Raw genomic sequence first — 26209 nt, forward strand, 5'->3', positions numbered from 1 at the left:
CAGGCTACCCACCAACGAGGTGGGCCCGGGCCGCGTCGGCGTCCTTGGCCAGCTGGGCCTTCAGCGCGTCGAGGCCGTTGAACTTCTGCTCGTCGCGCAGGCGGGCCACAAACTGCACCGTCAGCGGCTGGTCGTACAGGTCGCCGTCGAAGTCGAGTAAGTGCGCCTCCACGGTTTCCTGCAGGCTGCCGCCCACCGTGGGCCGCACGCCGATGTTGAGCATGGCCGGGTACCGGGTGCCCGCCGCCGTGGTGGCCATGACGGCGTACACGCCGCGGCCCGGCACCAGCTTCAACGTTTCTTCGCAGCGAATATTGGCCGTGGGGTAGCCAATCGTGCGCCCGAGCTGCTGCCCGCGCACCACCGTGCCGGTGAAGGGGTAGTCGTAGCCGAGGTAGCGGGCGGCGGTGCCCACGTCGCCGGCCTCCAGGGCCCGACGGATGCGGGTGCTGCTCACGCCCACCGCGTCCACGTCCTCGCGCGGGATTTCCTCGACTTCCAGTCCGTACTCGGCCGCGTGCTGCTGCAGGTACTCGAAGCTGCCCTCCCGGTTTTTGCCGAAGCGGTGGTCGTAGCCGATGACGAGCTTGGCGGTGCCCACTTTCTCCAGCAGCAGCTCGCGGATGTACTGCTCGGAGGTCCACCCCGCGAATTCGCGGGTGAACGGCACGATGAGCAGGTAATCCACCCCGTAGCCTTCGAGCTTCTCGATGCGCTCCTCCAGGGTGTTGAGCAGGTGCAGGGGCTTGGGGTCGGGGTGGGCGGGGGGCGGCGCCAGCACCAGGCGCGGGTGCGGCCAGTAGGTGATGACCACGCTCGGCCCGCCCGAGAGACGGGCCACTTCCTGCAGGCGCTGCAGAATCTTGTGGTGGCCCAGGTGCACCCCGTCGAAGGTGCCGCTGGTGACCACGGCGTTGTGGAGGCGCGGAAATTCGGCGGGGTCGCGGACTACTTGCATCACTGATAGGAGCTGATTGCGCTGATGGGCTTGACGCCTTCCTCCGGTTACGCTGATTCAGACGAACCGGTAGGCAGCTGACGGAAAAGCTGAATACGACTTCAGCGCCGCGAAAGTAGCCACACCCCCGGCAAAAGTCACGGCCGGCAGGCTGAAACGCTACCAGCTATCGGTTTTAAACGGGAGTAACGGAGTCAGTCAACAGCCTGCCGGTCGTTTAGCCGCGTAGCGGCGCCACGGCAATAGTCCCGGCAACGGATTATAAGCTGTTTGAGTTGAATTCGAGTCATGCAAGATGTGGTCATACTGCCCAAACGAAAAGCTTATAGCTTAGACGTATCAGCACACGCTTGGCAGCGGTTGGAGCCGTTATTAGAACTTATGTATTCCTAAGAAGCGCTGGTTAATAGACCACACTGGCTTGGCGAAGAAAAGAAATAGCTTTGCCGCTAATGGCGAAATACTTTCATTGCCTAGCGTTCCTGTTGGCACTGCTAGTGGGTTGCCGCAGTGAGCGGGTAGCGTTGCTGCCTCCGAAAGCCAGTGTGGCGAACTGCCCGCCACCAGCCGTAGCCCCACCTACTTCTTGGCTACCTGGGCAGGTTCACAGCCAGCCGCCCGCCCGGCTGACAAGCGTGCCCCTTCGCTCACTGAGGCAGCGAGTGAAACTAGCTGCCCTTGCCCGTTCCAGGACGCGTTTGCCGGGCTTGCCGCAGCTAGTAAAGCGCAGACCTATAGCAACATTTTCGCAGGCAACTGCCCGCCCAGCGGATAATTGGGATAAGCTTGGCAAATTTCTATTGTTCGTCCTCGTTGGCCTGGGGTTAGTGCTGGCCGGTTTAATTGTCGCCCTGGCTGCTTCTGGGCTGGTCGGTGGGCTGCTGGCGCTGGTGGGAGTGGCCATCGGCGTACTCGGAGGAGTGTTGTTTTTGCATTAGCGCCATCTGTAGCTTGGCTCATATTTGTAAAATTCGTTGCCTGCCCGTCGCAGAGACGCGACCCTCCAGGTTTCCACGTTAATGCTGCTGACCCACAGTTAGGCAAGGCTGGGGCTTGAATGCTGACCCGCACCCTTCGTGTCTCGACGACGGGCGGGTGGCGTCTGCGGCTAACTTAACTTCTTGTAACGACCAAGCGCCGGAGGAGCGGCACCCTGACCACGCAGTCAGGGTGCCGCTCCTCCGGCGCTCAAACCGTTCGGATAGCTCGGTTGCTATTGATGTAGCGCCGCTACGCGGCTGAAAAGCAAGTTATTCAGCCGGATCAGTTGTAGCCGCCTCTGCGGCCGGCGCGTCGGGCGTTGCCTGTTGCTGCTGGGCGTCGTAGTATTCCAGGCCCAGGCGGCGCTCCGGGCGCGGCATCCGTTCCCGGCGGGGCCGCTCGGTTTCGCCCTCGGGGCGCGGCGGGCGGCGGGCTTCGATGTCGGCCATGCTCAGCGCGTCTTCCAGGCGGTACTCGCCGATGCGGGTGCGCACCAGCCGGGTGAGGTGCGCGCCGCAGCCCAGCAGCTCGCCGAAGTCGCGGGCGAGGCTGCGGATGTAGGTGCCCTTGGAGCACACGATGCGGAAATGCACGTTCGGCCCGTCGATTTCGGGCAGCTCGAAGGCCTTGATGTCGACGGTTTTGCTTTTGATTTCGGCCGTGTCGCCGCGGCGGGCCACTTCGTAGGCCCGCTCGCCGTTCACCTTCACGGCCGAAAACAGCGGGGGCGTCTGCTCGATCAGACCGGTAAGCTGGGCGGCGGCGGCCAGCAGGTCTTCGCGGGTGAGGTGCTGCCAGGGCCGCTCCGCGTCGACGGCCGTTTCCAGGTCAAACGACGGAGTGGTCTGGCCCAGGCGGAACACGCCGGTGTACTCCTTTTCCTGGGCCTGAATCTGGTCGATGGTCTTGGTTTTCTTGCCCGTGCAGAGAATGAGCAGGCCGGTAGCCAGCGGGTCCAGCGTGCCGGCGTGGCCGATTTTGCGCGGTTTCAGGGCATACTTCACCTTCTTCACCACGTCGAAGGACGTCCAGCGCAGGGGCTTGTCGATGAGCAGCACTTCGCCCGGCTCCTGCTCGGGCTGGGGCGGCTTGCGGTTGGGCGCACTCATAGCAGTTCCAGCGGAATGTTCAGGGCCAGCAGCAGCAGCAGAATGCCGCCCACGATGATGCGGTAAATACCGAAGGCGCGGAAGCCGTAGCGGGCCACAAAGCCCACGAATAGCCGAATGGCCAGCAGCGCCACCACGAAAGCCACCACGTTGCCGAAGGCCAGCACTTTCAGCTGGTCCGCGTTGAGGGTGTGGCCTTCCTGAAAATAGTCGAGCAGATCCTTGGCGGCGGCGGCGGCCATGGTGGGCATGGCCAGGAAGAAGGCAAACTCGGCCGAGGCCCGGCGCGTCAGCTTCTGCGAAAGGCCGCCGATGATGGTAGCGGCCGAGCGGCTTACGCCCGGCACCACGGCAATGCACTGAAAGCAGCCGATGATGAAGGCCTCGCGCCAGCCGGGGTTGGTGACGGGGTGGCCGCCTTCCTGCGGGTCTTCCTGCGGAAACAGCCGGTCGATGAACAGCAGCACGATGCCGCCCAGCAGCAGCGTCACGCCCACCGTCGTCACCGATTCCAGCAGCGCGTCGATGTACTTTTTCAGAAACGCGCCCACCACCACGATGGGCAGAAAGGCCACCAGCAGCTTCAGGTAGAAGTCGAAGCTCTGGAAAAAGCGCCGCCAGTACACCACCAGCACCGACAGGATGGCCCCGAGCTGGATGACCACCAGGTAGAGCTTGGTGAAGGCCGTGGGCGGAATGCCCAGCAGGGCCGAGGCAATAATCATGTGCCCGGTGCTCGACACGGGCAAAAACTCAGTCAGCCCCTCGACGATGGCCAGGAGCACGGCATGCCAGTAATTCATTCAGCAGGGCTTAGCGGCGCTGGTAGGTGGGCGGAGTGGCCGGGGCCACCGGCGCGGCGGGAGCCGTCGGGCCGGCCGGAGCTACGGGCGTGCCGGGTGTTGCTACCTGGCCAGCCACCGGGGCCGGGCCCGATTTGGCCATGATGGCGAAAAACTCTACCACGAAGCCAGCGGCCAGCAGCAGCGGGCCCAGCGTCAGGCCCAGAAATCCTTCGCCGTAATCAGCCCCGTCGAGGCTCATGGTGATGAAACCGGCGGCCAGCAGGGCCAGCCCGATAAACATCAGGCGGTAGTTGCGCGGCCCGAAGGCGAAGCGGGGAGAAGGCGTGGACATAGAAACAGCAGTCGGAAAAAGCAAAGGTAAGCGGCCGGGGGCGGACGCCGCCGTTGACGCGCCAGATGAGCGCAAAGCAAAATTAGTTGCTTCAGCCTGGAAAGAACACGGTAGCGGGGCTGAAGTCCCCGCTAAAACGTCCGAACGTCCTGTCGAGCGCAGCCGAGACATCTCGCCGGATAGTATTCCAATTGACTGGTTGCTACCTCACATCAGCACGCGAGATGTCTCGACAAGCTCGACATGACGGCCTGATAGCGTAAAGGCGCCTTTCGAGCAGTTCCCTAATACAACTCATCCAAGGACATGCGCAGGTACTTGCGCACGGCCCGGTAGGAGCTGAAAAAGCCGATGACGCCGCCCAGCACCAGCAGCACCAGCAGCACCGCGCCGATGAGCCGGTCGTCGCGCAGCAGGGCCAGCTCGTCGAATTCGTAGTAGGCGTATTGGAGCAGGGCCAGCAACAGCAGCCCGGCCAGGGCCCCGCTCAGGATGCCCTGCCAGGTGGCGCGGCGCAGGAAGGGCTTCTGGATAAACCAGGCCGTGGCGCCCACCAGCTGCATGGAGCGGATCAGGAAGCGCTGCGAGAACAGGGCCAGCTTGATGGTGTTGTTGATGAGCACGGCCACCACCAGTAGCAAAATCACCGCGAAGCCGAGCAGCACCAGGCTGATCTTGCGGATGTTCTGGTTGACGGAGGTAATGAGCGTCTGCGGGTAGGTCACCTCAAACACGCCCTGCTGCTGCTGCAAATCCTGGCTGATGCGCCGCAGTTGGCTGGAATCGGCAAACTCGGGGTTGAGCTTGAGGATGAACGCGTCGCGCAGCGGGTTGTCGCCGAGCAGGGCCACCGGGTCCTCGCCGGTGCGGTCGATGAACTGCTTCACGCCCTCTTCCTTCGAGAGAAAGCGCACCTGCGGCTGATCCTGGCGGTAGGCAATGTAGGGCTTCTGGGCCAGTGTCCGCTGCAGGCGCAGCAGCTGCGTTTCGGGCAGGTTGCGCTCCAGGAACACCTGCACTTCCAGGTTTTCCTTCACTACCCCCGAAATCTTGTGCGCGTGCACCAGCAGCAGCCCGAACAGGCCCACCACCAGCAGGGCCATGGTAATGCTGAACATCACCATGGTGTAGGGGTAGGAGCCAAGCTTCTTCTTGCGGGCGGGGCGGAACTGGGGCATCGGAGGGTAAAGGTAAATGGTGAACTAGTGAGATGGTGAAATAGTGAGTTTGAGGTTCTGGCTGCGCGGCCTGCGCGGTTCCGGCTGCCAGAACGAAACTCACTATTTCACCATCTCACTAGTTCACCGTCAAAGGGCCGTGCGCGGGTCGTCGTCGATGACGAGCTGCTCGCGGGCTTTGCGACGGGCCTGTTCGCGGCGGCGCAGGCGCTTACGGGCGAAGAGCTCGGTGAGGTTGTCGAACTGCTCGGTGTGCACCACGGAGAGGCCGGCGCGGGCCTGGTTCTGCACGCCGATGTCGCGCGGGGTGGTTTCGTAGCGCAGCCGCACGCGGAACTTGCCGTCCTGGCGCAGGAAGTACTCCAGCCCGATGTCGCCGATCAGCGAGGTCTGGGTGGGCGTGGCGTTGGGCCCAACGCCCGTGGTGTTGTTGCTGCTGATGCCGCCGAAGCGCGTCACGCGCAGCCGGCCCTGCAAGAGGCTGTAGCTCAGGCGCACCTGCAGGTTGCGCAGCTCCTCCTGGGTCACCCCGTCGAGGTTGAAGGCAATTTCCAGGTTCTGGTCGATCTGCGAGGTGAGCAGGCCCAGCTGGGTCGAGAGGATCTGGCCCAGGCTGTTCTGCACGGCATTGGTGCCGCTGGTCAGGGCCGCGTTGTTGAAGCCGCCGGGCTGGGTAAGCTGCCGGAACAGCAGCAGCGAAAATACCTGCCGGTTCAGCTCCTGTTCGTCGTTGCGAATGTTGGAGAGGAAGGAGGTCAGCGGGCCCTCTACCGACGAAGGCGCGTCGTTGAACTCCAGCCCGAGCTGAATGCGCGGCAGCAGCATGTCGCCGGTCAGGTGCATCACGGCCGTCACGCTGGCATACACGTTGCCGACCTCGGTATCGGCGCTGGTCGTGCCTAGGATGGGGGCCAGCGAGGTGCGCTGGGTGTAGGCCGCCGTCACGTCCATCTGGCCCTGCATCGGGTCACCGTTCCAGGTGAGCGTGCCGCCGGGTCGTACCTGAAACTCCTTGTTTACCAGTCCTTCCAGGGTGAAGTTGTAGGCTCCGCGCACCACTTCCAGCTGCCCGTACATGTTGAACTCGCCCCGGGTATCGATGTTCATGCGCAGCTGCCCGGTAGCCGAGCCGCGAATCACGTCGCCGGTGGTTTCGTCCAGAATCACCTCCATGTAGGCGTCGGGCGTCACGTCGAAAGTCGCGTTCAGGATGATGCCCGAGAGGTCCACCGGCGGCTTGGCGGCGGCCTGGGCGGCCTGCAGCGAGTCGGACAGGTTGCGGTTCACGAACTTGATGTAGCTGGCCTGCTGCACCGTGGTGGCATTGTCGAGCGGCAGCGAGAGGCGGGTGCCCGATTCGCTGCGGGCCCGCACGTTAATGACCAGGTTGTCGACGGGCCCGGTCACCGAGGCGTCGCCGGTGGCGTAGGCCGTGCCGAAGTACATGTCGTTCTGGCGGCGGGTGGTGTTGAGCACCTGCATGCGCCGGAAATTGGCCTTCAGGGCCAGGCGCATGTCGTTGAAGCCGTGGTGGTAAATCGAGCCGTCGAGCGTGCCCTGGTTGCCGAGCACATCGCGCAGCTTGATGTTGCGGAACACCATGCGGTCCTCGAAGAAGCGAATCTGGTCCTCGAAGGTGTAGGTGGTGTTCAGGTAGGCAAACGTGAGCTGGCCCTTCGTCACGTCGACGGTGCCGCGCAGCGACGGGGCCGAGAAGGGCCCGGTGAGGCGCAGCGTGCCGCGGCCGGTGCCGCCGAGGTTGGTGAGCACGCCGGCCAGGAAGGGCTCGGCCAGCTTGATGGGCGCGTCGTTGAGCACGCCGGTCAGGTTCAGCTGGTCCTCAGGGGCGCCGGTGGGCGCGATGGTGCCGGCCACGCTCAGCACGTTCTGCCCGTCGCGCACCACGGAGAGGTTGGTGCCCAGGCGGTTGGCCGTGTTGTCCCAGTTGGCCACGCCCGCCACGTTGCCGATGAGCGTGTTGTCGAAAAACAGCGAATCCACCGTCAGCCGCGCCGCCGACACCAGCTGGCCGAACACCCCGCGCACGTCGCCGGTGGCATTTACCCGGCCGCGCATGTTCTGGTTGGTCAGCGGCGAGAGGGTGGCCAGCTCCAGGTCCTTCACCTCCAGGTGCAGGGTGCGCGTAGGGTCCTCCGATACCTCTCCGGTGGCCAGGATCTGCTGCCGGCCGTTCGAAAGCGAGAAGTTGGGCACCGTGATTTCGTGCCCGCCGCCGGCAATGACGATGGCGTTGTCCTGGGCAATGGTCCACTCGCGCCCGAGCAGGTTCACGCCCGACTGCCGGAACACGATTTGCACCGCGTTGGGCAGAAAATCCAGCGCCCCGTTGATCTGGGCGCGGTTGGTGGTGCCGGTTTGGGCCAGCGAGGAGGAGAAGTTGATTTTGTCCTGGTCCCACACGCCTTCCACGTAGAACTGCTCGGTGCGGCCCAGGCCCGGCAGGCGCTGCCGGGTGCTGGTCACGCTGGCCTGGGCCAGCACGTCGGGGGCATAGGGCAGCTTGGAGGTCAACAGGTCAAAGCTGACCTGCTCGGCCCGGATGCTGTCGTAGCGCACGGCCTGGGCCGTGCCGGTAAGCTGCAGAATGGAGGTGGCCCCGTTGCGGAACGAGCCCTCCACGTGCGTCGAGTCGCTGATGCTGAGCTGGGGCACGAACACGTGCAGCAGCGGGTTGGGCCGCTTCAGGTCCAGCGTCAGGTTGATGTTGTAGTCGGGCGTGGCCTGGCGGCGCTTGCGGCGGTAGTAGGCCTCGGTGGCGCGGGCGTCGCCGGCGAAGTTCAGGCGGTATTCCTCGATGAGCTGCTCCACGTCGCGCAGCACTTGGGAGAACTGGTAGTTGCCGCGGGCCCGCAGGCGGAAGGCTTCCGAGCGCATGGCCAGCAGCCGCTCGCCCTCGCGGCGGGTGGCCAGGAGGTCGAGCGTATCGAGGTGTACCGAGCGGCCCTGCATGGTCAGGCGGGTATCGCGCAAATGGATGCGGCCCAGCAGCTCGTCCAGCGTCAGGCCCTGGAAGCGCACGTCGGCCTGGGTGCTCAGCACCAGCGGCTGGCTGGTGATGCCCAGGGCCCGCAGGTCGGCGCGGCGCACGTCGCCCACCAGGTCGAAGGCCTGCCGGCCGCGGCCCCAGTTCACGTTGCCCTCGCCGGTCATCTGCAGGTTCGGGTCGTTGATGCTGATGCGCCCGTCGAATTCCTGGCGCGTCACCCGGCCGTTGGTCACCTGGATGTTGCGGTAGCGGTAGCCCTTCACCCACACCGAGGCAATGTTGGCCGTGGCGTTGATGCGGGCCGCGTCGAGGTCGAAGCCCACGCCGGCGACTTTGCCGTTCACGGCCACGTCGCGGATAACCGATTCGTCGCCGAGCAGCTTGCCGAGCTGGAAGCCGGCGGTGCGCACGGTGCCCTCGTAGCTGGAGTTGCGCGGGTCGTTCTTGAACTTCAGGTTCACGTCGGCCATCACGTTGCCCAGGCGGGTGCGGAAGTCGCCGTTGGCCACGAAGTCGTTGTAGAAGCCCAGGAATTGGGCGCCGTTCAGGGTCACAGTGCCCAGCCGCTGAAAGTAGGGCCACACCGCGGCGGGCAGTATCGGCTTCAGGTCCTTGGGGTTGACCACCGTGCCCGGCCGCAGGCGCAGCTCGGCAAAGGTCTCTTTCCACTCGGGCAGCCCCTGGGCCGTGATGTTGCCGATGATGTGGGTGCCGCCGTTGCTGTAGCGCAAATCCAGGTTTTTGGCCTGGAAGTCGCGCACGTAGCCCTTGGCCTCGCCCGAAAGGGCAATTTGCTCACCCCAGCCCCAGAGCTGCGGGGCGAAGAGGGCAATGTCGTCGGAGTACACCCGGCTGGGCTTGAGCCGCGCCGTCACCTTCACCGAGTCGTTGAAATCGGTGAAGTTCATGAAGTGCTGGTAGTCGAAGCGCACGTAATCGGAGAGCTGGCTGCGGCCCACGCGCAGGTTCAGCTTCTCGAACTGCCAGAACTTGCTGGCGTAGGTCATGTCGGCCGTCAGCTCGCGCAGCCGGGTTTTCGATGGCAGGTCGATGGCGCGCAGCCCGTCGACCTGGGCGTGAATCGTGTCGCCGCGAAACCAGATCTGCGAGAGGTCGGCGTACACGCTGTCGATGTACATGTGGGCGTAGTCCATCGACTTGCCGTATTCGGGCACCCGCGGCTCGTCTTTGCGGTCGAGAACGAAGCGGGCGTTGTGCAGGGCCACGCGCTCCACCTTGAAGTCGAAGGGCTTGCTGACCTTGGTGGTGTCCGGCTCGCCGAGCAGGCGCTTGAAGGCCGTCAGAAACTCGTCGAGGTTGGTTTCCTGGTTGGGCGAGTTCGGGTAGGTCACCAGCTCGAAGCGCGGCTCCGTGAGGGTAACTTTGCTGAGGTAGAGCTTGTTGGGCGAAAAGACCGAGAAGGTGCTGACATCCGCTTCCAGCTCGCCGATGTAGAACAGGTTGCCGCCGCGCTTGTCGAGCACCTGCACCCGCTCCAGCACCACCTTGGTGAAGGGCCGGATGTCGACGCGGCCGATGCTGACGGGCTGCTCCAGCTTGTCGGAGAGTATTTCGGCCGCGCGCTGGGCCACCGCCGTCTGCACCGCCGGCACGCGCAGGGCCAGCACGGCCGCCCCGAGCAGCAGCGCCAGCAGCAGCACGAGCCCGAGCAGGACCTTCAGGATGACCTTTATAACTTGCACGCTGGTTGGGGCGGAGGAAAAACGAGTCGGACGCAATACGCCCCGGCACGAAGACGTAAACGCCGCCGGGATGGATGCTTATACGCCCCGACCCAACGGATATTCTGCAAAAAAAGCTAATCTGTGTTAGACATGGGACTTTGAGACATGAGAAGCGAGATGGATGTCAGCAACGAAGCCGTTGAACGATACATCCGTTTTACATCTCATGTTGCAAACGCTCATGTCCAAAGAAGTGCGTGACGTCCGTCTCACTTCTCACTTCTCACTTCTCATGTCTAAACAAAGTCCCATCATTCTGGCCATCGAGTCGTCGTGCGACGACACCGGGGCGGCCGTCATTGCCGGGGGCAATATTCTGGCCAACGTGGTGGCCTCCCAGCAGGTTCACGAGCAATTCGGCGGCGTGGTGCCCGAGCTGGCCTCCCGCGCCCACCAGCAGCATATCCTGCCGGTGGTGCAGGCCGCCCTCACCAAAGCCGGCATCAGTAAGGAAGACCTCGACGCGGTGGCCTTCACCCAGGGCCCCGGGCTGTTGGGCTCCCTGCTGGTCGGCAGCATGTTCGCCAAGAGCTTCGCGCTGGCCCTGAACAAGCCGCTGCTGGCCGTCAACCACATGCGGGCCCACATTCTGGCGCACTTCATCGAGGAGCCGCGGCCGGCCTTTCCCATCCTGTGTCTCACCGTCAGCGGCGGACACACCCAGCTGGTCATCGTGCGCAGCCCGATGGATATGGAAATCATCGGCCAGACTCAGGACGACGCCGCCGGCGAAGCCTTCGACAAGACGGCCAAACTGCTGGGCCTGCCGTACCCCGGCGGCCCCCGCCTCGACAAGCTGGCCCAGCAGGGCGACCCGCTGCGCTTCCCGTTCCCGGTGAACCAGATGCCTGGCTACGACTTCAGCTTCAGCGGGGTGAAAACGGCCGTGATGTACTTCCTGCGCCAGCAGACCCAGCAGAACCCGAAGTTCATCGAGGAAAACCTGGCAGACCTCTGCGCCAGCATCCAGCACACCATTCTGCAGACGCTGATCCGCCAGCTGCGCCGCGCCGCCAAGGACTACGGCCTCACCAACATTGCCATTGCCGGCGGCGTGGCGGCCAACTCCGGCCTGCGCGCCGAGCTGCAGCGCCTCTCGCAGGAGCTGGGCTGGCAGGTGTTCATCCCCGCCTTCCAGTACTGCACCGACAACGCCGGCATGATTGCCATGACGGCGCACTTTCAGTACCAGGCCGGGGACTTTGCCGATCAGCTGGCCAGCCCCGACCCGCGGCTGAAGCTGGTGTAGGATTTATCAGAACGTCATGCGGAGCGCAGTCGAAGCATCTCTACCGCTTCGTGTGCTTTCGCATGACGATTTAGAATCAGTTTATGGATAACACTTGGGAGGCCGCAATCAGGCAAATCGTTAATCATGAAATAGTCTACCATCACTTCGGGCATTGGCCGACTTTCCACGCAGCCGAGGTAACCAAAGTGATTTTTGAAACCCACACCACCGGCCGCTATTCGGTTACGGCCGTGTTGGAACCCGACAGGAATATACACTACGTCGGTGGTACCCCGCCCGACCATCCTAAACCGTGTCGAATTGAGTTGCAGTTCACGGGCGTTCAGGAATGGTCATTTGCAAATTTTGGAGTGCAGAATGCGCTGGAAGAATTGTGGTTTGAAGAGCGTGGCGGTGCCCTCGCGGCCTTCTTTGTGTCCTCGTCGGGTATGAAGGCCACCATTGTTGCAGATGAAGTCTTGGTGTTAAGTTTGGTTGTTTTGTAACTGAGGCATTCTGCTCCTTCACAAGGAAGCCGGGGCTTCGACTGCGCTCCGCATGACGTTCTGATATGACCAACCCCTTCCGCCCCGGCGCCCAGCAAACCCACCGCTACACCGTCGTGCCCGCCGACTTCGCCACGTTCGAGGCCGGCGGCGAGCTGGTGCACCCGGTGCTGAGCACCTTCGCCCTGACGCGCGAAATGGAGTGGGCCGGGCGCCTGTTCGTGCTGCAAATGCGCGAGGCAGGGGAGGAGGGCATCGGTACGATGGTGGAGGTGCAGCACCACGCCCCGGCCTTCGAGGGCGAAACCGTGGTGCTGACTGCTACCTTTGCCGCCCTCAGTGGCCGCGAGCTGACCTGCACCGTAGAAGCCCGGGTGGGCGCGCGGCTGGTGGCCACCGGCCGCACCGGCCAGCGCATCGTGGATAAAGCCAGGCTCGAAGCCCGCTTTGCCGCCCTGCGCGCCGCCGACTGAGCCCCGCCCCGTTATCTTACCCCGGGCAACGCCGGCCGTCCCGCCGCCCGCTGCTTTCTTTCCCCGCGACTCCCGACCTGAATCATGGCTAAAGCCAAAGAAACCACCCCGCGCAGCATCAACATCCAGAACCGCCGCGCGGGCTACGAATACTCCTTCCTCGTCAAGTACACCGCCGGCATGGTGCTGGTGGGCACCGAAATCAAGAGCCTGCGCACCGGCAACGGCAACATCACCGACGGCTACTGCACCTTCGGGGCCGACGGCACCTTGTGGCTGCACGGCGTGACCATCGCCCAGTACACCCAGGGCACCTACAACAACCACGAGCCCACTCGGGCGCGCCAGCTGCTGCTCACCAAAAAGGAAATGCGCCAGCTGCAGGACAAAAGCCAGGAGCAGGGCCTAACCATCATTCCCTTGCGCATTTTCATCGGCGAGCGGGGCTTTGCAAAGGTGGAAATTGCCCTGGCCAAGGGCAAGAAGCTCTTCGACAAGCGCGAGGACATGAAAGCCCGCGACGCCAAGCGCGAGCTGGACCGGAACCAGTACTAGGCGAGCTGGTGACCTGGTGAAATGGGGCGTTTTGAACCGGATGTTTGGCGGGCTGCGTTTTAAGCGGGAGCTTCGCGTAATTATTCAAGTCGTGAACGGGCCGAAACGCCCGATTTGCACGTGGTGAACGACAACTCACCATTTCACCATCTCACTATTCCACCGTCTTGGACCACGGAATTTGCGCCCTGAGCGTCGTGCCGGTGCGCGCCGAACCTTCGGATAAAGCCGAAATCGTTACCCAGCTGGTGTTCGGCGACTGTTACACCGTGCTGCTCGTGCAGGGCAACTGGCAGCAGATCCGCACCGCGGCCGACAACTACGTGGGCTGGATGGACCCCAAGCAGCACCAGCCCGTATCGGCCGAGTACCTGGCGGCCTGGCAGGCCCAGGACCACCCGCGCAGCCTCGACGTGGTGCAGGTCGTGAGCCACGCCAAGGTGCGCGTGCCCATCACCCTGGGCGCCCGCCTGCCGTTTTTCGACGGCATGACCCTGCGCCTCGGCGACGACACTTACTTCTACAACGGCGCGGCCACCAACCCCGCCAACGGCCACGGCCTGCAGGGCCCCACCGACAAGCGCACCGCCCTGCTGCTCAAAGCCGGGCAGCTGTTTCTGAAAGCTCCCTACCTCTGGGGCGGCCGCACGCTCTTCGGCGTCGACTGCTCGGGCCTGATGCAGCAGCTCTACGGCCTCATCGGGGTGCAGCTCCCGCGCGACGCCCGCCAGCAAATCGACCACGGCCGCATCGTGCACTTCGTGGCCCAGACCCAGCCCGGCGACCTGGCCTTCTTCGACAACGCCGAGGGCAACATCACCCACGTGGGCATGCTGCTGGAGGACCAGCAGATTCTGCACGCCAGCGGCGAAGTCCGCATCGACCCGCTCGACCACAACGGCATCTACAACCGCCAGCGGCAGAAATACACTCACAAGCTGCGCCTGATCAAGCGCCTGCTGCCCGAGTAGCGGCGGTTCACCCTGCCGTCATTGCGAGCGAAGCGCGGCAACCGTAGGAAGGCGTAGCCAATCTTTCCTCCAGTAGCACAAACGGTACAATACCTGCTGACCGAAAACTACACCGCCCGAACCTGCAGAGGCCAGTTTCGGGCGGTGCCGTTTTCGGCTTCTGCCAGTTAGGCCGTCGTGCCGCGAGAGGAAGGATTGGCTACGCCTTCCTACGGTTGCCGCGCTTCGCTCGCAATGACGGCCGGTGCTACCGCTGGCTTGTGCCAGAGCCCCTCGGCCCGCTTCTCGATTTGAACCAAGCCCCTGCTGCCGTGGTTGCTAAATCAGCTGGAATCCCCTAGCTTACCGCTAGTTCCGGCCGTTTACACCACCGCCCGTATGGATCAAAAAGTGCTTGTGCTCAATGGCGACTATACTGCCATTACCCTGTGCAGCGTACAGAAGGCCTTCGTGTTGCTTTACCTCGACAAAGCCGAGCTGATTGCCAACAAGGAAGGGGCTTTCCTGCGTACCGTCAGCATGGCGTACCCCAAACCCAGCATCATCAAGCTGCAGCGCTACGTGCGCGTGCCTTACAAGGGCATTGCCCTCAGCCGCCACAACATCATGAAGCGCGACGGATTCCAGTGCCAGTACTGCGGCTCGACCAAAAACCTCACCCTCGACCACGTGCTGCCCCGCAGCCGGGGCGGCGACTCCAGCTGGGGCAACCTGCTCACGGCCTGCGCCCGCTGCAACCACTCCAAGGGCCACCGCACCCCCGAAGAAGCCGGCCTCGTCGTCAGGCAGAAGCCCAGGAAGCCTACCCTCTCGAGTTTCCTCAAGCTCAGTGCCGGCAGCATCGACCAGACCTGGCACGCGTATCTAAACTGAAAACCGGCGTAGCGTCAGCTGCTCCGGTTTTTTTGTGCGCTCAGGATTACGGACATTTCCAACACCAAACCGGCCCGACAGACATATCTGACGGGCCGGTTTGGTTCAGTATGGGGCAGTTTACACCAGCGGCTCCCGCTCGGTGGTGGAGCGGTTGTCGCCGCCGAGGGCCGCGCCGTTACTGAAGTCCAGCAGGTCCTGGGTCAGGCGGTCCTTGGCGGTGATGAAGAGACCGTGCGGCTCGCCGTCGTAGCGGATGTAGGTGGCCTGGGGCAGCAGCTCGGCCGTCTTGTCGCCGCTGGATTTGATGGGCACGGTCTGGTCGTCGGTGCCGTGGATGATGAGCGTGGGCACCTTGATGCTGCGTACGTCCTGGCGGAAATCGGTGGAGCTGAATGCCTTGGCGCACTCCTCGGTGGCGTGCGGGGCGGCCGGCAGGCACAGCATCTGCATCCAGTCGAGGGTGGCCTGGCTGACGGGGTGGCTGATGACGCCCACGCCGTAGAACTGCTTGCCGAAGGTTTGCAGGAAGTCGGGGCGGTCCTTGCGCAGGCCCTCGATGATTTTGTCGAACTCCTTCTGCGGCACGCCGTCGGGGTTGTCGTCGGTTTTGAGCAGGTAGGGCGTCACGGCCGATACCAGGGCCACCCGGCTCACGCGGGCGCCGCCGTGGCGGCTCATGTAGCGGGCCACTTCGCCGCCGCCCATCGAAAAGCCCACCAGCGTCACGTTCTGTAGGTTCAGCCCGTCGAGGATGGCTTTCAGGTCGTCGGCCAGCACGTCGTAGTCGTAGCTGCCCCAGGGCTTGTCGGATTTGCCGAAGCCGCGCCGGTCGTAGGCAATGACGCGCTTGCCGTAGTGGGCCAGGCTGTGCGACTGATGCTCCCACATCTGGTGGTCGGCGGGCCAGCCGTGGATGAGCACCACCGGGTCGCCCTGGCCCCAGTCCTGGTAGAAGATATTGATGTCCTTGCCTTGGGCGTCCTGGCCCGCTTTGATAAAGCTCATGGTGTGGTTGGTTGTGGTTGGATTTATACCAGGCATACTTGCAAATCCCGGCCGTGGTTTCGCGCCGCCGAACGTAGCAAAAAGGCCATATTGGCCAATCAGGCCACCAATTCCAGCTAAGCAGCGGTGAACGAAGCCGCGCGGCCGATAAATTTTTTGCGCCATGCTCCGTATAGCCCGACAGGAATGGTCGACGGGGCGTTGGCCGTTTAGTTGCCGCCATCCTTGCCTATGAGCCTTCCCCGCCTTTTCCGCACCGCCCTGCTGCTGGCTTTGCTGACCGCCTGCAACTCCCGGCAGAACGACTCCGCCACCACCGACCCGACCGCGCCGCCCGCCACCACCCGCCCAGCCGCCGCCCCCGCCGATTCGCCCGGGGCCTGGTACCGGCAGTACCGCGGCCTGCTGCCCGGCGCCGCCGACAGCATCACGCTGCAGCTGCAGGCCTGGCCGCGCTTCACCAACGACTCGGAGTCGGCCGGGGTGACGGGCAGCTACGCCGGGCCCGACGGGCAGCCCTTCGACCTCAACGGCGACTACGGCATCCGCCACGCCCCCGATTCGCTGGTGCTCATCGACTACAACCCCGAGCACCTGGCCGAAGGGGCGCAGAGCGGCCCGGTGTGGCGCCTGCACCGGCAGGGCCGGGAGCTGACGGGCACCGTGAACGGCCAGCCCGTGCGCCTGCGCGAAGCCCGGCCCCTGGGCAGCCTGCAGCTGATTTCGAAGTTCTACGCCGACTCGGTGGCCGCCTTTCCCAGCCGGGCCGGCTCGCCCCACGCCCAGCTGCGGCTGCTGGCCCTGCAGCCCGCGGGCCTGGCCACCGGCCTGCTGCGCGACAACCTGCTGCGCCACCTGCGCGGCGACACCCTCGAAAACCAGCCCGCCCCGGCCCTGGACGAGCTGTGGCAGCAGCGCTTGGCCGCCTACGCTAAGGATTACCGCCTCGACGCCGGGGAGCGGCAGCAGGACATGGCCGGCGACTCCTTGCCCGGCTACGCCCTGCGCTACGACGAGCAACAGCTGATGCACGTGTACTGGAATCAGGCCCCGCTGCTGAGCATCGGCTACTTCAGCTACGGCTACACCGGCGGCGCCCACGGCAGCTACGGTACCCGGGTGGTCAGCTACGACACCCGTACCGGCCGCCCGTTGCCCTACGAGGCCATCTTCCGGCCCGAAGCCAAACCTCAGCTGGTGGCCCTGCTCGACCGGGCCGCCCGCCGGCAGCTGCGTCTCGCCCCGAATGCCCCGCTCGAAGGCCCGCTGTTTGTGCCGCACCTGCCCGCTACCCACAACGTGTACCTGACCAGCGGCGGGGCCGTGTTCGTGTACTCGCCCTACGAAATTGCCTCGTTCGCCCAGGGCGAAATCCGCCTGTTTCTGCCCTTCTCCGAGCTACGCCCCCTGCTACAGCCCGACCTGCCCGTAGGCACCGCCGCCGACATGGCCGGCCCGCAGTAGCCTGGGCCTGACGCTCGAACGGCCCCGCCGCCCTGGAATGCACCGGGTAGCGGGGCCGTTTTGGCTGCGCAAAGCTGCGGCAGCGGGGGAGGCAGCCGTTTAGTCTTCCGCTTCCAGGATAAACAGCTCCTCCACCGGCTTACCGAACAGCCGCGCTACTTTCAGTGCCAGCACCGTGGAAGGTACGTACTTGGCCTGTTCCATTGCGTTGACGGTCTGCCGGCTCACGCCGATGCGGCGGGCTACGTCTTCCTGTGTGAGGCCCAGGGCCACGCGGGCCAGCTTCAGCTTATTCAGCATAGCGGGCGGCGCGGCTGGCGCGGTAGAGGGCGTAGTGAAAGCGCAGCAGAAACAGCACCAACGGCGTGAACATGCTGTAAACCATCAGGGTGAAAAACAGCTCGTCGTAGGTCAGCACCAGGGCCAGGGCCAGCAGGGCGTAGTTGACGTAGAGCGCCCAGAGCAGGGCGTCCAGGCGCAGGCGCATGATGAATTCATCCTCCTGCCGCTCGCGGGAGCAGGCGGCCAGCAGGGCGCCGGCTATGCAGAGCACGCCGCTCAGCTCGGGCAGAAAGTTGTGCAGCGTGGGCTTGCCCGCTTCCGCCAGCAGCGGACTTGGGTTGAGCACTGCCGGGAGCTGCAGGGTCAGCGCCGCGGGTTTCCAGTCGAAGTGCAGGTAGAGCACGCCCAGCACCACGCCGGCCGCAAAAAGTACCCAGCCGACGGCCTTGTAGCGGTGCGGGAAGAGGAAGCGCGTATCCATGATGGTCACGATTAAGGTACAGGGCAAGTGTAAACTTTGTTTTACATAAAGTCAAGTATTCTTTACATGCGGTACACTGATTGTTGCTGCTGTTGGGAACGTGTCGGCGCCGGGCGGCGTATGGCATAGCTACCGGCTGGGCGTCGCCATGCGGCAGCTGAGCAAGATCAGCCGGGCAATCCGGCAGCCGCTCACGGCTTTAGCCGGCTTTGCGCCGTACCTTTGCCGACCATACCGTTTACCCACCCGCATGTCCGTACCCAAGTTTGCCGCCGTCCGGCAGAAAGAGTCCTTTCACTACGAGCTGAAGCGCCGCGTCAACGAGTACTTCGAGCAGGCCGGCAAGGCCCCGACCGGCAACGCCACGCTCTTCACCAAAGCGGCCCTGCTCACCGGCGCGCTGCTGTTTCTTTACGTCCACCTCGTGTTCTTCACGCCGCCCACCGCCTGGGCCATCCTGGAGTGCGTGCTGATGGGTGGGGTAGGGGCGGCCATCGGCTTCAACGTGATGCACGACGGGTCGCACGGCTCCTTCTCCAAGCACGAGTGGCTGAATCAGACCGCCGCCTTCACCCTGAACGTGTTCGGCGGCAACAGCTTTATGTGGAACATGAAGCACAACCTGATCCACCACATGTACACCAACATCGACGGGGTGGACGACGACATCGACGCGCAGCCCTGGCTGCGCCTGAGCGAGACGCAGCCGCGCCGTGCCCTGCACCGCTACCAGCACCTGTACTTCTGGTTTCTCTACGCGCTGTTCTACTTGGCCTGGGTGGTGATGATGGACTACCAGAAATACTTCAAGGGCGCCATCGGCTCGGTGCCGCTCAAGAAGATGACCTGGCGCGACCAGCTCACGTTCTGGGGCTTCAAGGTGCTCTATCTGGCGCTGTTCGTGGCCCTGCCCATCTACACCGTCGGCTTCGTTTCCTGGGTGGTCGGCTTCCTGATTTTTGCCGCCGTGGCCGGCTTCTCGCTGAGCTTGGTGTTCCAGCTGGCTCACACCGTGGAGCCCGCCACCTTCCCCGTGCTCAACAAGGAAACCTACAGCATGGAAGACGAGTGGGCCGTGCATCAGCTGAAGACCACCGCTAACTTCGCCACCAACAACAAGCTGGTAACCTGGCTGCTGGGCGGGCTGAACTTCCAGGTGGAGCACCACCTGTTCCCGAAAATTTCGCACGTGCACTACCCGGCCATCAACAAGATTATCAAGCAGGCCTGCGCCGAATTCGACGTGGTCTACAACGAATTCCCGCGCATGCGCTCGGCCGTGCTGTCGCACGTGCTGTTCCTGCGCCAGCTGGGCCGCGCCGCGTAGTCGCGTAGAATCTGGTTCGCTATTAAAAAGCGTTGCCCTTGCCCGTTTCCGGAGCAGGGGCAGCGCTTTTTAGTTGCCGTCGTCAGCCGAAAATTACTGCAACCGGGTAGCTGCTTTGTCCGCTGCCAATGCTGGCAAACGGTTTCCGAGTGCCGGAGCTTGCAGCTTATTGCTGCGGCTACGGCCTGGTCGTCGTGAGGGTGACGGCCCGGCGGTAGCGTTGCGTTGTACAGCATTTTGTGGTTGTTTTATACTCAACCTCAGCGGTCCATGTATACTCTTCCGTCCTCCCAACGGAAACGCAACGCCATCGTTCTATGGTCGCCCTTTTTGGTGCTGATGCTGGCGGGGCCCATCTGGATAGCGGCCCCTTTTGTGTTGGCGACTTATCTGTGGTACGTGCAGACCGAGTGGCTGCGCTGGTCGCTCAGGAAGACCCTGATTTATAATGCCGGCCTGGGGTTTTTCGCCAACTTCTCGGTAGTTGCCCTGGATTTTGTCGTCGGTAGTTCCGCCGACCAACACGGCGCGGGCATCCTGGTCCTGGCCTTTCTGTTCAACTTTCTCCTGGTGCTGGGCAAAAATCTGGACTTGGTTATCCGCAACCGGCAGCAGCAAGGCCTGGGCGGGCCTTTGCTGTATGTGGTCGTGCCGATGGCCGTAGTCGTGCTCGGCAGCCTGGGACTTGATCAGGCATTGCGGTGGCGGCAGGCGCTCTAGGCGCCTACGCTCAAATCCTGGAAGCCTCTGCTTGACAGCTGGACAATAACCGTCTGACGACGGGGCAGTATTAAAAGTGGGAAGCCGGACGCCCGGTTCGGTTGTGCTACCCACTGTTCGCCATGCTGACTCCTGATTCTACCGCCAACAACACCCAGCTCATCCGCTACCACCTCGCCCTGCCCGCCATGACCGACGACGCTGGCCTGGTAACCGTGCGGACGCTGCTGCAACAGCACCAGCTGCTCGTCGACCGCGTGGCGCCCGGCGAGGCCGTGGTGGCTTCGGCTACCGGCGCCGAGCCGGAGTGGCCCACCATTAAAGACGCGCTGCAGGCAGCCGGCTTCCCCATCACCCACACGACCACCGTGGACGAAGGATAACCGGCGCGGCCTGGCCGATAACTCCATGATACTTTCCGATGTTGACTTGTATTTCCGCCGGTAGTATTAAAAAATAGTTTTTCGCTATAAACCGGACTGTAAGGCTGGGCAGGCAGCTTTTCAAGCGGGGCCGTCGGAGCGGGCCGGCGCCGCTGAACCAGACGACCAGTCGCGCCGTTGGAATAAGCGTAACTCGCGGCAGAAACGCTGCCGCTGGAGCTGCGACCTATCGTCGGAGGGGTTCTTCGGCCCGGCTTCGGCGCCGTATGGCGGCCGGGGCGCATCATCCTTGCCGAATGTCACTCCCCAAATTCGCCGCCTCGCGGTCCTTCCACGCCGAGCTTAAACGCCGCATCAGTCTCCACTTCGAAGAAACGGGCAAATCCACCGCCGGTAGCTCGGGCCTGCTCTCCAAGGCCGTGCTGCTGGTGCTGGCCGGCGTAGCCCTGTATGTGCACCTGGTTTTTTTCACCCCGCCCGTGGCCCTGGCCCTGCTCGAAGCCGTGCTGCTCGGGGGCTTCATTGCCGCCATCGGTTTCAATGTGATGCACGACGGGGCCCACGGCTCCTTCTCGCGCCACAAGTGGCTGAACCACTTCGCCGCCTTCACCCTGAACGTGCTCGGCGGCTCGTCCTTCATGTGGAACATGAAGCACAACGTGGTGCACCACGCCTACACCAACATCGACGGCATCGACGACGACATCGACGTGCAGCCCTGGATGCGCCTGAGCAGCACCCAGAAGCGCTACCGCCTGCACCGCTTTCAGCACCTGTACTTCTGGTTTCTGTACTGCATGCTCTACATCTCCTGGATTTTCGTGATGGACTACCAGAAGTACTTCAAGCAGAAAGTCGGGAGCGTGGAGCTGAAGAAAATGGCCCTGAGCGACCATCTGGTGTTCTGGGGCTTCAAGGTGCTGAACCTGGTGACCTACGTGGCCCTGCCCATCTACATGCTCGGGTTTCTGCCCTGGCTGGTCGGTTTCGCCACCGTTACCTGCGTAGCCGGCTTCGTGCTGAGCCTGGTATTCCAATTGGCCCACACTGTGGAGCACACGGCCTTCCCCATGCCCAACGAGGCCACCCTCAAAATGGACGACGAGTGGGCCATTCACCAGATCAAGACCACGGCCAACTTCGCCACCCAGAACCGCGTCATCAGCTGGCTGGTGGGCGGGCTGAATTTCCAGGTGGAGCACCACCTGTTTCCCAAAATCTCGCACGTGCACTACCCGGCCATCAACAAGATTATCAAGCAGGTGTGTCAGGAATTCGACGTGGCCTACAACGAATTTCCGCGCATGCGCTCGGCCGTGCTGTCGCACGTGCTGTTCCTGCGCCAGATGGGCCGGGCCTAGCCTGCTTCGCATTCCCGATTACAGACGGCCGGCGCTTGCGTCGGCCGTTTTTTGTGCCTGCCAGTCACATGGTTATGTGGTGCCATTTGGTAGCGAAGAGAAAAGGAGTTGGGTTATTTTGCATGGGCGCCGGGCCCAAAACCGGCCGCCCTGCTGCCATGGAGCAATCCTGCCACTTGCCGCCCACTTCTCCGCTGCATGACACGCTACGCCAGTGCTGGCAACTGGACCGGCAGGCCGAAGCGCGGGCGCACGAAACCATCATTCCCAAGGGCCTGGTCGAAGTCATCTTCAACCTCAACGAGCGGGAGTCGGTGACGGCCCGCATTGGAACACAGGACTTTCAATTGCCGCGCTGCTTTCTGAGTGGCTTCCACTCCGTGCCCGTTCAGACGTGGATGCCCCGGCAGCACAGTCTTTTTGGTATGGTGCTGAATCCTACCGCCGTGGCCAGCATCTTCCGCCTGGAAGCCGCCGACTTCGTCAACCAGTGCCTGGACCTGACTCTGGTGCACGCCCCGCTGCTCGACCTCTGGCACCAACTGCTGGAAGCCGCCAGCTTTGCCGAGCGGGTGGCGCTGGTGCAGCGCTGGCTGCTGCCGCACCGGCCCGAGTTGACGGCCCAAGAACGGTTTCTGAACCACTACCTGAGCAGCCCCACCGCCCCGGCCCTGACCGTGCCCGCCCTGGCCGACCAGCTGTGCTACTCGCCGCGCCACCTCACGCGCAAGCTGCAGGCCCTGACGGGCATGAACACCGAGCAGACCCTGCTCTACCAGAAATACCAGCACGCCGTCGGGCTGATGCATGCCACCGAGCTGTCGTTGACGGAAATTGCCCACGCCTGCCAGTTCACCGACCAGGCCCACTTCAGCAAGACCTTCCGCGGCTTCACCCAGCTCGCGCCCCGCGAGTACCGTCGGCGCAAAAGCCACCTGCCCGGCCACCTGTTCGCGGACGTGGCGTAGGGCGAATGTCCGTTACGTACAAGTAGCCGGGTGGCCCGCGCCGGACCTTTGTGGTACATCAACCAACTCCCACAAAGGCTATGAAAACCAACCTGCCCACGCTCCCCAGCCCGACTTATCCCCACACCATCGAGAATGGCCTGGGCGAAAAGCTCACTTTCCTGCGCCTGCAGCCCGAGCCCGACGGGGACCGGCTGCTGGTCGAAAACACGGTGACGCCCAACCAGGGCCCGCCCATGCACACCCACTGGCTGCAGGACGAGTGCCTGACCGTGGTGCAGGGCCTCATGGCCTACCAGCTGCTGGGCCAACCCGCGCAGTACGCCGGCCCCGGCGAAACGGTGCTGTTCCGGCGCGGCACGCCCCACCGCTTCTGGAACGCCGGCGACGACCTGCTCCGCTGCCAGGGGTGGATCAAGCCCGCCCACACCATCGTGTTCTTCCTCTCCGCCGTCTTCGACGCCCAGGTGAAGTCCGGCCAGCACCGCCCCGAGCAGTTCGACGCGGCCTACCTGATGACCCGCTACGCCCGTGAGTACGACATGACCGACATTCCCAGCTTCGTCAAGCGCGTCGTCATTCCGGCCACGTACCGGGTGGGGCGGCTGCTGGGCAAGTACCGGAAGTTTGCTGGGGCGCCAGCGCCGGTGCGGGAATAATAGTAAGCACCCGTAATTTGACGACGGCCAACCTTAGCGTTGGCCGTTTTTTCATGACAGCTATGCCAATAAGAATCAATTTTCTGATCGAAGAATACCAGCGTCAATATCTCAATCAGCCCTTTTTTGCGCTCATGATTGATGGTGATTTACAAATCTGGCTGGATGATCAGCTCTATTTCCAAGCATCAATAGCTCTGGTGGAGTTTGCCTTCTGCTTAAACCAGTGGCTAACAAAGGCTAAACGTCTTGAACAAGCCACGCCACTTGCTTACTACACCATTGACCACGACGAGCGGGAAGGTGCCCTGTTAAGACTGACGCCGGTAAACGCCGCTGAATACACCGTCGAATCGATTTGGCAGGAGTTTGAATGCCGGCAGATGATTCGGCATCAGGATATGAAAGCGGCTGTAGAGACGTACTTCCAACAACTCGATGCAGCAATTCGCGGTTACGGCGACACCGACTTAGCAACGCTGTTGGCTCCTCGACTATAAAGCTTCGAAGCGGAGCCGGAAACCTCAAGCCAACAGCGCGTCCGCTTTGGCCTTAAAGCTCTGCCAACTAGCTAGTTTTATCCTCCAAAACCCGTATCTTTGCGGCCCGCCAAGGTGGCGGAACGGTGCTTCGGTGCTGGTAATCAATAAAAAACGCGTTCCGGAGGCGGGCCCTGCGCCGGACGTGTACACGAGGGCCAACTGCAATATCATGGCAGAAGTAGTAGACAACTTCGATTGGGACAACGTCGGAGCCAACAGCTTCGGTGGCATCTACTCGAAAGAGGAGCGCGCCCGTCTCGAAGAAATGTACGCCGGTACGCTCACCACCGTAGAGGAGGAGCAAGTCGTGAAAGGCACGGTGGTTTCGGTCAATGACCGCGACGTCATCGTGAACATCGGCTTCAAATCGGACGGCCTGGTTCCGCGCTCGGAATTCCGCGACCTGACCGACCTGAAGCCCGGCGACGAAGTAGAAGTCTTCATCGAAGACCAGGAAGATGCCAACGGCCAGCTGATCCTCTCGCGCAAGAAGGCGAAGATCAAGCAAGCCTGGAAAGCCATCTACGACGCGCTGGAGAATGACACCATCCTGGAAGGCGTCGTTAAGCGTCGCACCAAGGGCGGCCTGATCATGGAGCTGGACGGCGTGGAAGCCTTCCTGCCCGGCTCGCAAATCGACGTGAAGCCCATCCGCGACTTCGACATCTACGTGGGTCGTCGCATGGAAGTGAAAGTGGTGAAAATCAACGCCGCTTTCGACAACGTGGTTGTTTCGCACAAAGTCCTGATCGAGAAAGACCTCGAGAAGCAGCGCGAAGCCATCCTCAACAACCTGGAGAAAGGCCAGATCCTCGAGGGCGTTATCAAGAACATGACCAACTTCGGCGTGTTCATCGACCTGGGCGGCGTCGACGGCCTGCTGCACATCACCGACATCTCGTGGGGCCGCATCGCGCACCCGTCGGAAGTACTGCAGCTCGACCAGAAGCTGAACGTGGTGGTACTCGACTTCGACGAAGCCAAGAAGCGTATCTCGCTGGGCCTGAAGCAACTGACCCCGCACCCGTGGGATTCGCTGCCGCAGGACCTGCAGCCCGGTTCCAAAGTGCAGGGTCGCATCGTGAACGTGGCCGACTACGGCGCGTTTATGGAAATCGTGCCCGGTGTTGAGGGCCTGATCCACGTGTCGGAAATGTCGTGGAGCCAGCACCTGCGCAACCCGCAGGACTTCATCAAGCAGGGCGACGTAGTGGAGGCTCAGATCCTGACCCTCGACCGCGAAGACCGGAAGATGAGCCTGGGCATCAAGCAGCTGAGCGAAGACCCGTGGACGCGTTCGGACTTCGGTTCGAAGTACGCCGTGGGGACCAAGCACAACGGCCTGGTGCGCAACCTGACCAACTTCGGCCTGTTCGTAGAGCTGGAAGAAGGTGTGGACGGCCTCGTGCACGTATCGGACCTGTCGTGGACCAAGAAGGTGAAACACCCCTCCGAAATGGTGAAGGTGGGCGACCGTCTGGACGTGGTAGTGCTGGAGCTGGACGTAGCCAACCGTCGTCTGGCCCTGGGCCACAAGCAGCTGGAAGAAAACCCCTGGGATACGTTCCAGACGGTATTCACCCCCGGCTCGACCCACAAAGCGACCATCACCGAGAAGACCGACCGCGGTGCGGTGCTCGAGCTGCCCTACGGCATCGAAGGCTTCGCTTACCCCAAGTCGCTGGCCAAAGCCGACGGCTCGTCGCCGGAAGTTGGTGAGTCGCTGGACTTCCGCGTAGTGGAATTCTCGAAGGATGACCGTCGCATCGTGCTGTCGCACTCGGCCACCTACGGCCAGGGCGCTCAGGACGAGGACAACCGCATGGCTAAATTCACCAAGAAGAAGCCGGCCGGCGGCAACGCTGGTGCTTCGCAGGGTGAAGGCAAAGCGGCCGACCTGAAGAAAGCCGAGAAGTCGACCCTGGGTGACCTGGACGCCCTGAGCGCCCTGCGTGACCGGATGATGGGCAACGAGCGTGAGGCTGCTGCCGAGCAGAAAGCCCCCGCTGCCAAGCCGGCCAAAGCTGAAGCCGCTCCCGCCGAGGAAGCTGCTGAAGGCGGTCTGCTGAGCTCCATCGCCGACGCTGCTTCGGCTGCGGTTGACAAAGCCAAGGAAGTAGCTGGCGACGTGGTGGACACCATCACCGAGAAAGTGAAAGACCTGACTTCGTCGGACGAAAACGCTGACGAGACGAAAGACAAGGCTTAATCGGCCGCGTCGAACCTCTCGGAGGTAAGAAGAAGCCCCCGGCCGCCAGGTCGGGGGCTTTTTTGTGGCCGCAAGGCTGAT

General features: G+C 63.1%; 24 protein-coding genes. 15 read left to right on the forward strand and 9 right to left on the reverse strand.

Annotated features, from left to right (window positions below):
• Nucleotides 1-4: 4 nt before the first annotated feature.
• From FDY95_RS18360 to FDY95_RS18385, 6 genes are all read right to left on the reverse strand, one after another.
• Complete coding sequence (locus tag FDY95_RS18360; protein ID WP_138079988.1) at nucleotides 5-958, reverse strand: bifunctional riboflavin kinase/FAD synthetase; 954 nt, start codon at nucleotides 956-958, stop codon at nucleotides 5-7.
• Nucleotides 959-2208: 1250 nt separating this feature from the next.
• Nucleotides 2209-3048, reverse strand: a complete 840-nt coding sequence (gene truB, locus FDY95_RS18365) for a tRNA pseudouridine(55) synthase TruB (protein ID WP_138079989.1) — start codon at nucleotides 3046-3048, stop codon at nucleotides 2209-2211.
• Nucleotides 3045-3851 carry an undecaprenyl-diphosphate phosphatase gene (locus FDY95_RS18370; RefSeq protein ID WP_138079990.1) on the reverse strand — a complete coding sequence of 269 codons (807 nt, stop codon included), beginning with the start codon at nucleotides 3849-3851 and terminating at the stop codon, nucleotides 3045-3047. Before FDY95_RS18370 ends, truB begins: the two co-directional genes overlap by 4 nt.
• Before the next feature lie 10 nt (nucleotides 3852-3861).
• Nucleotides 3862-4185: a DUF3098 domain-containing protein gene (locus FDY95_RS27005; RefSeq protein WP_138079991.1), complete on the reverse strand. Its 324-nt coding sequence runs from the start codon at nucleotides 4183-4185 to the stop codon at nucleotides 3862-3864.
• A 284-nt stretch (nucleotides 4186-4469) separates the two neighbouring features.
• Nucleotides 4470-5363, reverse strand: coding sequence for a cell division protein FtsX (locus tag FDY95_RS18380; protein WP_138079992.1), 894 nt, complete (start codon nucleotides 5361-5363; stop codon nucleotides 4470-4472).
• Between the two features lie 129 nt (nucleotides 5364-5492).
• Nucleotides 5493-10073: a translocation/assembly module TamB domain-containing protein gene (locus FDY95_RS18385; RefSeq protein ID WP_138079993.1), complete on the reverse strand. Its 4581-nt coding sequence runs from the start codon at nucleotides 10071-10073 to the stop codon at nucleotides 5493-5495.
• Between the two features lie 274 nt (nucleotides 10074-10347).
• Between FDY95_RS18385 and tsaD the strand changes: the two genes are divergently transcribed.
• From tsaD to FDY95_RS18415, 6 genes are all read left to right on the forward strand, one after another.
• On the forward strand, nucleotides 10348-11364 hold the full coding sequence (gene tsaD / locus FDY95_RS18390; protein WP_138079994.1) for a tRNA (adenosine(37)-N6)-threonylcarbamoyltransferase complex transferase subunit TsaD: 1017 nt from the start codon (nucleotides 10348-10350) through the stop codon (nucleotides 11362-11364).
• An 83-nt stretch (nucleotides 11365-11447) separates the two neighbouring features.
• Nucleotides 11448-11852 (forward strand): Imm50 family immunity protein, encoded by a 405-nt coding sequence (locus FDY95_RS18395; protein WP_138079995.1) that lies wholly within the window; start codon nucleotides 11448-11450, stop codon nucleotides 11850-11852.
• Nucleotides 11853-11917: 65 nt separating this feature from the next.
• Nucleotides 11918-12325 (forward strand): thioesterase family protein, encoded by a 408-nt coding sequence (locus FDY95_RS18400; RefSeq protein WP_138079996.1) that lies wholly within the window; start codon nucleotides 11918-11920, stop codon nucleotides 12323-12325.
• Between the two features lie 84 nt (nucleotides 12326-12409).
• Nucleotides 12410-12880, forward strand: coding sequence for an SsrA-binding protein SmpB (smpB, locus tag FDY95_RS18405; protein WP_138079997.1), 471 nt, complete (start codon nucleotides 12410-12412; stop codon nucleotides 12878-12880).
• A gap of 167 nt (nucleotides 12881-13047) precedes the next feature.
• Nucleotides 13048-13851: a C40 family peptidase gene (locus FDY95_RS18410; protein WP_246074073.1), complete on the forward strand. Its 804-nt coding sequence runs from the start codon at nucleotides 13048-13050 to the stop codon at nucleotides 13849-13851.
• A 378-nt stretch (nucleotides 13852-14229) separates the two neighbouring features.
• A complete protein-coding gene (locus tag FDY95_RS18415) occupies nucleotides 14230-14724 on the forward strand; it encodes an HNH endonuclease (RefSeq protein ID WP_138079998.1) in 495 nt (164 codons plus the stop codon).
• Between the two features lie 120 nt (nucleotides 14725-14844).
• Here FDY95_RS18415 and FDY95_RS18420 read toward each other — a convergent pair whose 3' ends face one another.
• Nucleotides 14845-15732, reverse strand: coding sequence for an alpha/beta fold hydrolase (locus FDY95_RS18420; protein ID WP_138079999.1), 888 nt, complete (start codon nucleotides 15730-15732; stop codon nucleotides 14845-14847).
• A 231-nt stretch (nucleotides 15733-15963) separates the two neighbouring features.
• On the opposite strand from FDY95_RS18420, the gene FDY95_RS18425 reads away from it, so the two are divergent.
• Entirely contained in the window at nucleotides 15964-17196 is a 1233-nt protein-coding gene (locus tag FDY95_RS18425; protein WP_138080000.1) for a DUF3298 and DUF4163 domain-containing protein, read from the forward strand.
• Nucleotides 17197-17295: 99 nt separating this feature from the next.
• On the opposite strand, the gene FDY95_RS18430 is transcribed toward FDY95_RS18425, so the two are convergent.
• Complete coding sequence (locus FDY95_RS18430; protein ID WP_138080001.1) at nucleotides 17296-17496, reverse strand: helix-turn-helix transcriptional regulator; 201 nt, start codon at nucleotides 17494-17496, stop codon at nucleotides 17296-17298.
• Nucleotides 17486-17986, reverse strand: coding sequence for a hypothetical protein (locus FDY95_RS18435; protein ID WP_138080002.1), 501 nt, complete (start codon nucleotides 17984-17986; stop codon nucleotides 17486-17488). Before FDY95_RS18435 ends, FDY95_RS18430 begins: the two co-directional genes overlap by 11 nt.
• A gap of 223 nt (nucleotides 17987-18209) precedes the next feature.
• Here FDY95_RS18435 and FDY95_RS18440 point away from each other — a divergent pair, with 223 nt between their 5' ends.
• From FDY95_RS18440 to rpsA, 8 genes are all read left to right on the forward strand, one after another.
• Entirely contained in the window at nucleotides 18210-19286 is a 1077-nt protein-coding gene (locus FDY95_RS18440; RefSeq protein WP_138080003.1) for a fatty acid desaturase family protein, read from the forward strand.
• A 270-nt stretch (nucleotides 19287-19556) separates the two neighbouring features.
• Nucleotides 19557-20006, forward strand: coding sequence for a hypothetical protein (locus FDY95_RS18445; RefSeq protein WP_138080004.1), 450 nt, complete (start codon nucleotides 19557-19559; stop codon nucleotides 20004-20006).
• Nucleotides 20007-20128: 122 nt separating this feature from the next.
• Nucleotides 20129-20389, forward strand: coding sequence for a hypothetical protein (locus tag FDY95_RS18450; protein WP_138080005.1), 261 nt, complete (start codon nucleotides 20129-20131; stop codon nucleotides 20387-20389).
• A gap of 296 nt (nucleotides 20390-20685) precedes the next feature.
• Nucleotides 20686-21750: a fatty acid desaturase family protein gene (locus tag FDY95_RS18455; RefSeq protein ID WP_138080006.1), complete on the forward strand. Its 1065-nt coding sequence runs from the start codon at nucleotides 20686-20688 to the stop codon at nucleotides 21748-21750.
• Nucleotides 21751-21908: 158 nt separating this feature from the next.
• Entirely contained in the window at nucleotides 21909-22718 is an 810-nt protein-coding gene (locus FDY95_RS18460; RefSeq protein WP_171025740.1) for a helix-turn-helix domain-containing protein, read from the forward strand.
• A gap of 80 nt (nucleotides 22719-22798) precedes the next feature.
• Nucleotides 22799-23377 (forward strand): cupin domain-containing protein, encoded by a 579-nt coding sequence (locus FDY95_RS18465; RefSeq protein ID WP_138080008.1) that lies wholly within the window; start codon nucleotides 22799-22801, stop codon nucleotides 23375-23377.
• Between the two features lie 62 nt (nucleotides 23378-23439).
• Nucleotides 23440-23877 (forward strand): DUF7878 domain-containing protein, encoded by a 438-nt coding sequence (locus FDY95_RS18470; RefSeq protein WP_138080009.1) that lies wholly within the window; start codon nucleotides 23440-23442, stop codon nucleotides 23875-23877.
• Between the two features lie 211 nt (nucleotides 23878-24088).
• A complete protein-coding gene (gene rpsA / locus FDY95_RS18475) occupies nucleotides 24089-26128 on the forward strand; it encodes a 30S ribosomal protein S1 (RefSeq protein WP_138080010.1) in 2040 nt (679 codons plus the stop codon).
• The last annotated feature ends 81 nt before the right edge of the window (nucleotides 26129-26209 follow it).

The organism is Hymenobacter jeollabukensis (assembly GCF_005771675.1).
Taxonomy (GTDB): domain Bacteria; phylum Bacteroidota; class Bacteroidia; order Cytophagales; family Hymenobacteraceae; genus Solirubrum; species Solirubrum jeollabukense.